At 62.9% G+C, this 12663-nt stretch carries 12 protein-coding genes; 6 read left to right on the forward strand and 6 right to left on the reverse strand.

The window, feature by feature from the left end; genetic code table 11:
- From KHO23_RS02650 to KHO23_RS02675, 6 genes are all read right to left on the reverse strand, one after another.
- Window positions 1-453 (reverse strand): DUF2844 domain-containing protein, encoded by a 453-nt coding sequence (locus KHO23_RS02650; protein WP_211609412.1) that lies wholly within the window; start codon window positions 451-453, stop codon window positions 1-3.
- A gap of 136 nt (window positions 454-589) precedes the next feature.
- Entirely contained in the window at window positions 590-1891 is a 1302-nt protein-coding gene (locus KHO23_RS02655) for a DUF3443 domain-containing protein (protein ID WP_211609413.1), read from the reverse strand.
- A 32-nt stretch (window positions 1892-1923) separates the two neighbouring features.
- Window positions 1924-2403: a DUF2844 domain-containing protein gene (locus KHO23_RS02660; protein ID WP_211609414.1), complete on the reverse strand. Its 480-nt coding sequence runs from the start codon at window positions 2401-2403 to the stop codon at window positions 1924-1926.
- Between the two features lie 289 nt (window positions 2404-2692).
- Entirely contained in the window at window positions 2693-4240 is a 1548-nt protein-coding gene (locus KHO23_RS02665) for a TolC family outer membrane protein (RefSeq protein ID WP_211609415.1), read from the reverse strand.
- A 13-nt stretch (window positions 4241-4253) separates the two neighbouring features.
- Window positions 4254-4577, reverse strand: a complete 324-nt coding sequence (locus KHO23_RS02670) for a rhodanese-like domain-containing protein (RefSeq protein WP_120297962.1) — start codon at window positions 4575-4577, stop codon at window positions 4254-4256.
- A 59-nt stretch (window positions 4578-4636) separates the two neighbouring features.
- A complete protein-coding gene (locus KHO23_RS02675) occupies window positions 4637-5290 on the reverse strand; it encodes a protein-L-isoaspartate O-methyltransferase family protein (RefSeq protein ID WP_211609416.1) in 654 nt (217 codons plus the stop codon).
- A 296-nt stretch (window positions 5291-5586) separates the two neighbouring features.
- Between KHO23_RS02675 and KHO23_RS02680 the strand changes: the two genes are divergently transcribed.
- The 6 genes from KHO23_RS02680 (at window position 5587) to KHO23_RS02705 (ending at window position 12573) form a co-directional block, all read left to right on the forward strand.
- A complete protein-coding gene (locus KHO23_RS02680) occupies window positions 5587-6666 on the forward strand; it encodes a LacI family DNA-binding transcriptional regulator (RefSeq protein WP_211609417.1) in 1080 nt (359 codons plus the stop codon).
- A 3-nt stretch (window positions 6667-6669) separates the two neighbouring features.
- Window positions 6670-8157, forward strand: coding sequence for a sugar ABC transporter ATP-binding protein (locus tag KHO23_RS02685; RefSeq protein WP_211609418.1), 1488 nt, complete (start codon window positions 6670-6672; stop codon window positions 8155-8157).
- Entirely contained in the window at window positions 8138-9151 is a 1014-nt protein-coding gene (locus KHO23_RS02690) for an ABC transporter permease (protein ID WP_211609419.1), read from the forward strand. Before KHO23_RS02685 ends, KHO23_RS02690 begins: the two co-directional genes overlap by 20 nt.
- Before the next feature lie 90 nt (window positions 9152-9241).
- Window positions 9242-10204: a substrate-binding domain-containing protein gene (locus tag KHO23_RS02695; RefSeq protein WP_211609420.1), complete on the forward strand. Its 963-nt coding sequence runs from the start codon at window positions 9242-9244 to the stop codon at window positions 10202-10204.
- A gap of 88 nt (window positions 10205-10292) precedes the next feature.
- On the forward strand, window positions 10293-11342 hold the full coding sequence (locus tag KHO23_RS02700) for a sugar phosphate isomerase/epimerase family protein (RefSeq protein ID WP_211609421.1): 1050 nt from the start codon (window positions 10293-10295) through the stop codon (window positions 11340-11342).
- Between the two features lie 79 nt (window positions 11343-11421).
- Window positions 11422-12573, forward strand: a complete 1152-nt coding sequence (locus tag KHO23_RS02705; RefSeq protein ID WP_211609422.1) for a Gfo/Idh/MocA family protein — start codon at window positions 11422-11424, stop codon at window positions 12571-12573.
- Window positions 12574-12663 lie beyond the last annotated feature (90 nt).

The raw sequence follows: 12663 nt of genomic DNA on the forward strand, positions 1-12663 counted from the left end.
TCACTGCAGATCGTCAGCACGGACATTGGCGGGGACGAGGCGTGGCAGAACTGCCTTGCCGAAGAAATTTCCCGCCCGTCCGGCGGACTCGATCTGAAAATCGCTGTTGCGTTCGATCAACGGACCGGTGCCGCGTGCGCGTCCCGCACCGGCCGCGACTGCGTTCGGGAAGTAGCTGCCCAGGAGTGCGACCATGTCGGGGCGTATCGGCCCCTGCCACGTGACAGCAAACACGACATTGGTCGGCAGGACGTATTCGCGAATCCTGACGCCGTCGGCGTCACGCGATTCACGCACGGTATAGGCGGAAGTGGAAGTGGAAGTGGAAGCAGGCGCCGCCGATTGGAGCAAGGACTTCGGAGCCGAACCCGCACTCGGTGCTCCGCCCAACGCCGCATACGACGCGAGCGGCAGCATTGCCGACACGGCCAGTACGATCTTTACAAAATTCATCACATTGCTCCAAAAAACAGGTCGGAGCATGTTGCCTGCGGACGATTAACGAGATGTACTGAAAAATCCCAACCGAGAGTCGGAAACAACGGCGAGCAAACGGCGCCTCTCGACACCGTCTGCCCGCCCGCATTCGTCAGAACGCAACAAACGGTCCGCTCTGCTTGCCGATCATGCCGTTGCCCACTGTCGTGTAGACACTTCGTCCGTAGAAGAAAGGCAGGCCCCACATGAACAATTTCGAGCGGGTGAGATACCAGCCGACGTTGTCGTAAGCGGCGTATCCGTTGGCCGAAACCCGGACGGCGTTGTCGATCGTGAAGGTCGTGTTCACGGGCGTTCCCTTGCCGTTGGTGGCTTCCATCGTGGCTGCCAGGTTCAGCGCGGCTGACGGCGAGTACCAGCCCGATGTAGTGGGAATCGAATCGTCCTGGAACGCGAACCCGTTGGTGCCGCTGTCGATTGCGCTCGACTTGAACACCTGACCTTGGTACTGAGTCGTAAACTCGCCGTACTCATCTATCGCCAGAACGTTCACATTCGACGGCAACGCATTGTTCGACTGCGTGCCGATACCGAATACCAGTTCGCCGGTGACACTCGCCTCGCCCCCCGCGGGCAGCTTGGGCAGGCGGACGATCGTGCCATTGTTATCGCTCGGGAAAGCGGCGACCGGGTTCATCACCTCCTTGTTCATCAGCATGCGCGTGTTGAAGCAAGCATTGGCGCCCGTGCAATAGTAGTAATTTCCCGGCAGCGCGGTGGTTAGTGCGTCTTTCGAGTCATACGTGCCGTAGCCAATGCCGAGAATGCCGTTGGCGCCGAGTTTTTGGACCGTGCTGAGGTCCGGGCCGCCGTGCGCGACGCAGTCCGACGGGACGGTGTACGCGCCGTCGCCGATCAACTGGATGGGGATATTGCTTGCCGTGCGGCTGCCGATTTTGACGTCGGCGCGTTTGACCGAGCCCCAGGTCGTACCGGAACCGAACGGCATGCATTCGGCGATGGGTGCAACGCCGCTCGCGTCGTCGACGGCGCCGACTTGCGTGAGCAATTGTGAAGCGAGCGTCGGCAACGCACTGGCCATGATGCGTACGCCCACCGATCCGGTATCCACCAGCATGCGGTCGACCGTGGTGCACTGGCTCGCGCCTTGCGTACCGGGGACGCACACGGTGATCGTCGCGGAAAGCATGTTGATGCCGCCCATCGAATTGTCGACGCGAATCGACACCGTGTTGCTGCCGTTGTTGGGTGTATTGCCCGAATTGCCTGAACTGCCCGAGCCATCCGGTTTCTTGATCCAGTCGGGTTCGGCGGACCACGCGATGGAGCCTTTGTTTGCGCTGCCGTTTCCGTCACTTCCGCCGCCACACGCGGACAGTGTCAGGCCAAGCGCTACCAGCGCGACCCAGAGTGTCTTGTTGATTGTCTTCATCTTGTTGTATTCCGCGAAATCGGTGTGTCGCATTACTTCAGATCGCCCGGACGGACGTTCGCCGGCATCAGGCGCGGCAGGTACGCCATGCCGAAGAAGTGTCCAAGGCGGCCGGCCGACTCGATGCGGAAGTCGCCATTGCCTTCGATCAGTGGACCCGTGCCGCGCGCACGGCTTTCGCCCGCCGCGACGAAGTTGGGAAAATAGCTGCCGAGCAGAGCCGTCATATCCGGCCGTATCGGTCCTTCCCACGTGACGGCGAACACGACGTTGCTGGGCAGGACGTATTCGCGGATCGTGACGCCGTTGGCGTCGAGCGACTCGCGTACGGTGTAAGGCGTCGTGGCGGTTCTGTTAGCCGCGCCCGTGCTCGAAGCGGCGGCGGACTGCGGCGTAGCGCGCAGCATGGTTGGAGAGGATGTGCCGGTACTGCCCGGTGCGCCGCCCAAAGCGGCATACGATGCAAGTGGCAACAACGTTGCGGCCAGCATCGCGATCTTCAACACTTTCATCACCTCGCTCCTCCAAAAATGGTCGGAGCATGGTGCCCGGGCAACGGTCAGGAAACCGTACGAAAATTCTGCGGCGCAGACCGGAAGGATCGCAATGAAAGTTAGGTGTCTGGGAGGTCGAAGACGGCCGGTGCCCTGAGAGTGTGCGAAGAATCACATGCGTCGGCAAAGAGCCACAAGCAGCGCGCAACCCAAGCACGCAACGAGTCAAATGTCGCGCAGGCAGAAGATCAATCGGAGCAGGAAAAGATCAAGCGCACCGGCTTGCTGAGGACGCGGCGAACCGGCGCTACTGCACCGCCGCCGCATTCGGCATAGCCCGCCGCCCAAGCTTCCCAGCAGCGCCTTTAGCCGCAACCCCCGGATGCGGCACCGTCGGCACCGGTGGCAGCGCGGTCAACGAACCATCGTCGACGGGTGAAAGGAGCGCGCTCAACTGCAGCACGTCCTGATCGGTGAGATTCGCGGTGGAAGCCTTCAATTTGAGACTATTGATCAGCGTGTCATATCGCGCCTTCGCCAGATCGCGCCGCGCCGAAAACAGTTGATCCTGTGCATTGAGCACGTCGATATTGATCCGCACACCGACCTGATAGCCGAGCAGATTCGATTCGAGCGAGGTGTTCGCTGATCGCTCGGCGGTCTGCAGCGCGCGCACTTGCGCGAGCCCGCTCACCACGCCGAGAAAAGCTTGCCGCGCCGATAGCGCTGCATTGCGCCGGGCCGTATCGAGATCGGCGGCGGCCTGGTCTTCGAGCGCGAGCGTTTGACGTACACGGCTTTGCGTCGCGCCACCCGCAAAGATCGGGATGGTAACCTGCACGCCGATCGTGCTATTCGTGTACGACGACCCCAGGTTCCCCAGTTCAGCCGCGAGCGCCGGCGTGCCGGGCGCGGGTGTGTTCGCGCCGCTGCCAAAGCCACCACCGAAATTGCCGCCAAAGTTACCCGCACCGGCCGCGCCGAGACTGCTGCGCGAACGGCTCGCGACCAGGTCGACGGTCGGCAGATGGCCGGCCTTGGCCTTCGACGTCTCGCGTTGTGCATTAGCCAGCGAGATCTGCTTCAGCACGACCTGGTAATTGGCATCGCTTGCGGTATCGGACCACTGATTGATGTCGGCGGGCACAGGCGGCGGCAGCGGGGCGCCGGCGGCCAGTCCATCCACATGCTCGACCGGATGCCCCACAATCTGCTGCAACGCGGCCAGCTTCACCGCGAGATCGTTCTGCGCGGCAATTTCCTGCGAGATCGCCTGATCGTATTTAGCCTGGGCTTCGTTGGTATCGGTGATCGTTGTGTTGCCGACTTCGAATGAACGCTTGGCCAATTCGAGCTGCTGCGCGATCGATGCCTTCTGCGAGCGCACAATCGCGAGGTTGTCCTGTGAAGCGAGCGCGTCGAAGTAAGCCTGACCCAGCCGCACGATCAGATCCTGCCGCGCAGCCCCAAACGACGCCTGCGCCGAATCCACCGCGAGCTTGCCCTGCGCATAGCCGTACCAGCTATCGACGTGAATCAGCGGCTGCGTGAGCGAAATTGTGTAGCCGTTGCTATTGCCATACGAGGCAGGGAAGCCGCCGCCGAAATCGGTGTTCTGGCGATTCGCGGTGAGCGACGCGGAGACTTGCGGCAGCAGTTTGGCGCGGGCGAGCGGCAACTCTTCGCTATTGGCGGCAAGCGCCGCACGCGCGCTTTGCAGCTGCGTGTCGCTCGAGAGTGCTTCGTCGTAAAGCTGGGAGAGCCCGACGGCGTGCGCGGGGATCGGGAGAAATGCGAGAGCTGCGCAATGAAGCGCCAGAGCGGCCGCGAGGACCGGCACCCGCTGGCGGATCATCGCGACCGTGCGATCAATAGGTGGGAACGGACGGATCGACCTGACGCGACCACGCGTCGATCCCGCCTTGCAGATTGAAGACGTTGGTATGGCCGCGCGATTCGAGGAACATTGCGACCTGGGCGCTGCGCGCGCCGTGATGGCACACGCAGACGATTTGCGCGTCGTCGTCCAACTCTTCGCTGCGCGCGGGAATCTCACGCATCGGAATCAATACGGCGCCGGCGATCGACGCCGTCTGGATTTCCCACGGTTCGCGCACGTCGAGCAGCACGGGCGCGGGGCGCGATTGATCGGCGAGCCATTCGGCGAGCGCCGGAGCGGTCAGATTTTGCATCAGCAGGACATCCAGTTCAGCGGCCGGCAGCGTGCCGGCCGTACAGATAAGCGTGTGAATTAAAACTTGAAGCGCGGCGGCTGCACGGCGTTGATCAGCGGTTCGACATAGGTTTCGAACACGTCGGCGATACGGTATTGCTTCTCGTCGATACGCGTGATGACCTGTGCCTTCATAACCGGCGCGACGCCGACAAAAACCGCCAGACGGCCGCCGACCTTCAGATGTTCGAGGATTTCCTGCGGCAGCACCGGCAGGCCGCCCGATACGCAGATCACGTCGTAAGGTGCCGCGCCGGCCCAGCCGCGCGAGGCGTCGCCGGTGGCAACTTCGGCGTTCAGCACGCCGTTGGCGATCAGGTTGTTCTTCGCCAATTCCGCGAGCTCAGGTTCGATGTCGACCGTCAGCACGTGCTGCGCACGGTGCGCGAGCAGGGCGGCCATGTAACCCGAGCCGGCGCCGATTTCGAGCACGCTTTCGTGTTTCTTCACCGCCAGTTCCTGCAGCACACGTGCTTCGACGCGCGGCGCCAACATGTGCTGGCCAGCCGGCAGCGGCACTTCGAAGTCGACGAAGGCCAGGTCGCGGTAGGCGGTGGGGACGAAGTTTTCACGCTTGACGATCGAGAGCAGATTCAGCACGTCCTGGTCGAGCACTTCCCAGGGGCGGATCTGCTGTTCGATCATGTTGAAACGCGCTTGCTCGATGTTCATGGTGGATTCGGCAGTGTGGTTTGGCGAGTTTGCGATTCTTTGCCGCTGACCGGCCGCCTCGGGGCTCAACTCCGGGGATAACTCCGGGGTTCAACTCGGCATGCAGGCCACGGCAGGGTAACTGCGGGATTGTACCAAATGGCGGCGCGAACCCGGGCCGTCGTGGGCAGTGCGCCGTCCGGCCGTCACCTTGGGACGGCCCGTCTGACTCCGTGTTAATCCCTAGCGATCCGTCCTTGCGATTCCCGCTTTCATCGCTCAAAAATGTAATCGATTACATTTTGAGGCGAATCCCCTTGTCCAAGTCGTTGCCCAAAGCGGCGCCCGCGTCGTCGTCGCCGACAAGGCGTTCGCCGCCTGAAGCTCAGCCGTCGCATCCGGCCGGGGGGCTTTCGATTGCCCAGGTGGCGGAGCAGGCGGGGGTCTCGGTGGCGACCGTGTCGCGCGTGTTGAACGGCCACGAGAACGTGCGGCCCGCCACGCGCGACAAGGTATTGGCGGCGGTCGACGCCAGCGGCTATCGCGTCAACGAACTCGCGCGCAACCTGCGCACCGCCGAAAGCCGCCTGCTGCTGACGATGGTGCCCGACGTCGGCAACCCCTTCTACGCCGAGATCGTGCGCGGCATCGACAGCGTCGCGCGCCAGCACGGCTACTTCATGCTGCTATGCGACACAGGCGCCGATCCGGGGCGCGAGCGCAGCTATTTCGATCTGCTGCGCCGCCGCCGAGCGGACGGCGCGATCTGCCTCGACCCCGCTACGATCCAGCAGGCGCTCGGCGAGGCGTCCAGCGCGCTGCCGTGGGTCGCGTGCTGCGAGTTCGATCCGGCGACGGGCGTGCCGTACGTCGGTATCGACAACTATCGGGCGGCGGGCGACGCCGTGCGGCATCTGCTCGCGCGCGGCCATCGGCGCATCGGGCTGATCAATTCGGATGTCGACTATCTGTACGCGCGGCAGCGCCAGCAGGGCTATCTGGATGCGCTGACCGAAGCGGGCATCACGCCGGATGAGCGTTGGCGCATGAACCTGAACAGTCTCGACTACGAGGCGGGCGCGTCGGCCGCAGCCTTACTGATGCAGCAGCCGCACGCGCCGAGCGCGATCTTCGCCGTCTCCGACACGCTGGCGATCGGCGTGATCCACGGTTTGCGGAGCGTCGGCAAGCGCGTGCCGGACGATGTCGCGGTGGTCGGTTTCGACGATATTTCGCTTGCCGCGCAGATCGATCCGCCGCTGACCACCATCGCACAGCCCATGCGCGAACTCGGCGAAACCGCCGCGCGCCTGCTGCTGCAACGGCTCGCGAACCCGTTGGCGAACGTGCCGGGTGTGCTGCTGCCGCATCGGCTCGTGATTCGCAGGAGCGCGTAAGCCATGAGCCTCGCCGTTCGCTTCGACGATATTCGCAAAGACTTCGGGCCGGTGCGCGTGTTGCATGGCGTGAGCTTCGAGCTGGCGCCGGGGCGTATATACGGTTTGCTCGGCGAGAACGGCGCGGGCAAGTCGACGCTGATGAAGATCCTCGCGGGCTACGAAACGGCGACCTCGGGTACCGTGCTGGTCGACGGTCACGCGCGGCAGTTCATCGGCTCGCGCGACGCGGAAGCGGCCGGCATCGTGCTGATTCACCAGGAGTTCAATCTCGCCGAGCATCTGACGATCGCGCAGAACATGTATCTCGGCCATGAAAAAAAGCGCGGCTGGTTCGTCGACGACACCGGCATGCGGGCTGAAGCTGCGCGTTATCTCGCGCAGGTCGGTCTCGAGAAAGTGCCGGATACGAAAGTGCGCGAGTTGATCGTCGCGGAAAAGCAGATGGTGGAGATCGCCAAGGCGTTATCGCGCCGCGCGCGTCTGCTCATCATGGACGAACCGACTGCCACGCTCACGCCGTCCGAAACCGAACGCCTCTTCACGCTGATGCTGAAGTTGAAAGCCGACGGCGTGACCATCGTCTACATCTCGCACAAGCTGGATGAAGTCGAGCGCATCACCGACGAAGTGATCGTGATGCGCGATGGCCGTTTTGTCGCGCACAGCGAAACCGCGGGGCTCGCCCGGCAGCAGATGGCGAATCTGATGGTGGGGCGCGACGTGTCCGATATGTTCCCCGACAAAATCACCGTGCCAGCCGACGCGCCGGTCGCTTTGAAAGTAGAAGGCCTGGCCGTGCCGGACTGGGTCGAAGATTTGAGCTTCGACGTGCGCGCCGGCGAAGTGCTGGGCTTTGCAGGCCTCGTCGGCGCAGGCCGCACGGAAGCCTTCGAAGCGATCATCGGCCTGCGCAAACGCACGGCGGGCCGCATCGAAATCGCCGGCCGCCGCGTCGATCTGAAAAGCCCACGCGACGCCATGCGCCACGGCCTCACGTATCTGAGCGAAGACCGCAAAGGCAAAGGCCTGCATGTGAATCTAAGCCTGCAGGACAACGTCACGCTGATGACGCTCGAACGCTACGCGCATCCTTTGCTCGATATGAAGGCGGGGCGCGCGGCATTGACGAAAGCGGTGAGCGACTTCGGTATTCGCACGGGCGATCTGTCGAGCCGCGCGCGCATGCTCTCCGGCGGCAATCAGCAGAAGCTCGCGCTCGCCAAATTCCTGCAGCCCGATCCGAACGTGATCGTGCTCGACGAGCCGACGCGCGGCGTCGACGTCGGCGCGAAACGCGACATCTATTTCCTGATTCATCGTCTTGCCGCGCAGGGCCGCGCCGTGATCGTCATTTCATCCGAACTGATCGAGCTGATCGGACTGTGCCACCGCGTTGCCGTGATGCGCACGGGACGCCTGCAAACCACGCTCACGCTCGAGCATCTGACCGAAGAGGAGTTGATCGCCCATGCGACCGGCACCCACTGAAGCCGTCCAGTCCGGCCGCGCGTTGCGCCTCGCGCATCGTCTGTATGCCCTCGGGCCGTTGGTTGGGCTGATCGCGCTGTGCGTCGTCGGCACGCTGCTCAACCGCGATTTCGCGACGCTCGACAACCTGATGAACGTGCTCACGCGCACGTCGTTCATCGGCATCATCGCGGTCGGCATGACCTTCGTGATCATTTCGGGCGGCATCGATCTGTCGGTTGGGTCGATGGCGGCGCTGATCGCGGGCAGCATGATCTGGCTGATGAACGGATTGGCGGCTGGTGTGGGCGGCCATACGCTTGCGCCCTTGCTGATCGTGACGCTCGGCATCGTGTTGGCGTTGGTGCTCGGCGGGTTGTTCGGCTGCGCGCACGGCCTGCTGATTACCAAAGGCCGCATCGAGCCGTTCATCGTGACATTGGGGACGTTGGGAATTTTTCGCGCGGTGCTGACGTGGCTCGCGGACGGCGGCGCGCTGACGTTGGATAACTCGTTGTCCGATCTATACGGACCCGTTTACTACGCGAGCCTCTTCGGCGTGCCGGTCCCGATCTGGGTGTTCCTGGTCGTTGCCGCGGGCGGCGCGTTGATCCTCAATCGCACCGCGTTCGGGCGCCACGTGCAAGCGATTGGCTCGAACGAACAGGTCGCGCGCTATGCGGCAATTCGAGTCGATACGGTGAAGATTATTACGTACGTATTGCTCGGTATCTGCGTCGGCGTTGCGACGGTGCTGTATGTGCCGCGGCTCGGTTCGGCCACGCCGACCACCGGGTTGTTGTGGGAGCTGGAAGCGATTGCATCGGTAGTGGTGGGTGGCACCGCGCTGAAGGGCGGCGAAGGGCGCGTGGTCGGCACGGTGATCGGCGCGATTCTGCTTTCGGTGATCGCCAATATTCTGAATCTAACCAGCATCATCAGCGTGTATCTGAACGCGGCAGTGCAGGGCGTCGTCATTATCTTCGTCGCGTTCGTGCAGCGCGGACGGCGGTAGGTGGTAAGCGTTGAGCGTTGAGCTTCAAGGGATACAACGGCAAGTTCGAGAATCGGGGCGCATGAACGCCTCACTATTGGAGACACAACCATGAAGCAGGTCATTCGAGCGGTCGGCGCCGGCATGCTGGCGTTGGGGATACTGGGCACGGCAGGCGTCGTGCGTGCCGATGAAAAAGTCACGCTGGGCGTCGCGATTCCGACGGCGGATCACGGCTTTACAGGTGGCATCGTGTGGTGGGCGAACAAGGCGAAGGCCGATCTGGAGAAAGCGCATCCGGACCTGAAGGTGATCGTGAAGACCGCAGCCGGCGCGCCCGAACAGGCGAACCAATTGCAGGATCTGGTGACGGTGAACAAGATCAATGCGCTGGTGATTTTCCCGTTCGAATCGGCTTCGCTGACGCAGCCGGTTGCTCAGGTGAAGAAGAAGGGCGTGTACGTGACGGTGGTGGATCGCGGTCTGACCGACACCAGCGCGCAGGATGCCTACGTCGCGGGCGATAACACCGCGTTCGGCAAGATTCCCGCCGAGTATCTGGCGAAAGCGCTCGACGGCAAGGGCGACATCGTCGCGCTGCGAGGCATTCCGACCACGCTCGACAACGAACGGTGGACCGCGTTTACGGGCGTGCTGAAGGCGTATCCGAACATCAAGATTCTGGACGGCAAGTACGCGAACTGGAATCGCGACGACGCCTTCAAGGTGATGCAGGACTACCTCACGCGCTTCAAGCATATCGACGCAGTCTGGGCCGCCGACGACGACATGGCCGTTGGCGTGCTCAAAGCGATCGAGCAGGCCAAACGCAGCGACATCAAGATCGTGTTCGGCGGCGCGGGTTCCAAGGGCATGGTGAAGAACGTGATGGACGGCGCGCCGATGATCAAGGCCGACGTGTCGTACTCGCCGAAATTCATCTACGACGCGATCAAGCTCACCGCCGAAGCGCGTCTGAAGGGCGACAAACTCCCGCCGACCACGATCATTCCGTCGGTGCTGATCACGAAGGAAAACGCGCAGCAGTTCTATTTTCCTGACTCGCCGTTCTGACGTTCCGATGCCTGGGCATCCGCAGCGCGCTTGCCGTGTTTCTGTCGCTACGGCATGACAGGCGCGCCATAGTTCGAGGAACCGTACGATGAAAACGATCAAAGGGCCGGCGATTTTTCTCGCCCAGTTCATGGGCGACGAGGTGCCGTTCGACAACCTCGCACATCTGGCGGGCTGGGCCGCGAGTCTCGGCTTCAAGGGCATCCAGGTGCCGTGCGATACGCGTCTGATCGATCTCGAACAGGCGGCGGCGAGTCAGAGCTATTGCGACGAGTTGCGCGAGATCGCGGAAGATGCGGGTGTCACAATCACCGAACTGTCGACGCATCTGCAAGGGCAACTCGTTGCCGTGCATCCGGCTTATGACACCTTGTTCGACGGCTTCGCCGCGCAGCATGTGCGTGGCAATCCTGCTGCGCGCACGCAGTGGGCGGTCGATCAGATGAAGCTGGCGGCAAAGGCGTCGCAACGGTTGGGCTTGAACACCCATGTGTCGTTTTCCGGCGCGCTGGCGTGGCCTTATCTTTATCCGTGGCCGCAGCGTCCGGCAGGGTTGATCGAGACGGCCTTCGACGAACTCGCACGCCGCTGGACGCCGATTCTCGATGCGTTCGACGAAGCGGGTGTGGACGTGTGCTACGAACTGCATCCGGGCGAGGACCTGCACGACGGCGTGACCTTCGAGCGTTTTCTCGACGCGGTGAAACAGCACCCGCGCGCGAACATTCTCTACGACCCGAGTCATTTCGTGTTGCAGCAACTGGACTACCTCGCGTTCATCGACATCTATCACAAGCGCATCAAGGCGTTCCACGTGAAGGACGCGGAGTTTCGTCCGAACGGCAAGCAAGGTGTGTACGGCGGCTATAGCGGCTGGGTCGACCGCGCGGGGCGCTTCCGCTCACTCGGTGACGGGCAGATCGATTTCGGCGCGATCTTCTCGAAGATGGCGCAATACGATTTTCCGGGCTGGGCGGTACTGGAATGGGAATGCGCGTTGAAGCATCCACAGGACGGCGCGCGTGAAGGCGCGGAGTTTATTCGCCGCCACATCATTCGCGTGGCCGAGCATGCGTTCGACGATTTCGCGGGCAGCGGCGTGGATGCGGCGCAATTGAAGCGCGTGCTTGGCATTTGACCGCGATCTCCAGGTGAATTGGGGGGTGTTGGCTGCGGCCTGACTGTGAGTTGAAGCGGATCTCAAAGGAGTGGTGGCGATGCCACAAAGAAGACTCAGGCTCGGCATGGTGGGCGGCGGGCAAGGCGCGTTTATCGGCGCGGTGCATCGGATTGCGGCGCGGCTTGACGATCGGTTCGAACTGGTGGCCGGTGCGTTGTCGTCCGATCCGCAGCGCGCGCAAGCGAGCGCCGCTGAGGCCGGTATCGCGCGCAGCTATGCGGACTGGCGCGAGATGGCGCGTGCCGAAGCCGCTCGCGATGACGGTATCGACGCAGTCGCGATCGTCACACCGAATCATCTCCATGCACCGGTGGCGACGGCGTTTCTCGAAGCCGGCATCCATGTGGTGTGCGACAAGCCGCTGGCGATTTCGTTGGCGGAAGGCGAGGCGCTAGCGAAACTCGCTTGCGAGAAGAGCAAGCTGTTCGCGCTGACACATACGTATTCAGGTTATCCGCTGGCGCGCCATGCCCGTGAACTCGTCGAACAAGGTGAACTCGGCGAAATACGCGTGGTGCAGGTTGAATACGCGCAGGACTGGCTGGCTGAACCGATAGAAACGAGTGGCACGAACAAGCAGGCAGGCTGGCGTACGGATCCGTCGTTAGCGGGTCCTGCCGGCTGTCTCGGCGACATCGGCACGCATGCGTATCATCTCGCTGCCTTCGTTACGGGGATGACGCCGTCGTCGCTATCCGCCGAGTTGCATACCTTCGTGCCGGGACGCCGTATCGACGACCACGTCCAGGCGATGCTGCGTTATCCGAACGGGGCACGCGGCATGCTCTGGGCGAGCCAGGTGGCGAGCGGCGCGGAGAATGCGCTGCGCCTGCGGGTGTATGGAACGAAGGCCGGTTTGAGCTTCGACCAGGAGAATCCGAACGAACTGTGGTTTACGCCGTTGGGTGGTTCGGCTAGGCGCCTGACGCGCGGACGGGTGAAAAGCGCGCTCGCGGCGCACGCGACGCGCGTGCCGGCGGGGCATCCTGAGGGTTATCTGGAAGCGTTCGCGCAGTTGTACAAGGATGCGGCGTTGCAGATCGAAGCGTTGGATGCGGGCCGACCGTTACCCGCCGAAAGCCTGTTGTTGACAACGGTGGATGACGGTGTGGCGGGCCTGCGTTTCATCGATGCGGTGTTGGCAAGCAGTGCGGCGGACGGTCAGTGGCGCGAAATCGCGAATGGCTGAGCGTTGCGGTTGGGCGCCGGCCTTGGGTTCAGTACGGCTCGCCACCGCTGACGCTAAAAGCCCGGCCTTGTCGTTGCAGGTCCCTCAGCC

Origin of the sequence: Paraburkholderia haematera, from assembly GCF_905220975.1 — a bacterium.
Taxonomy (GTDB): Bacteria; Pseudomonadota; Gammaproteobacteria; order Burkholderiales; family Burkholderiaceae; genus Paraburkholderia; species Paraburkholderia haematera.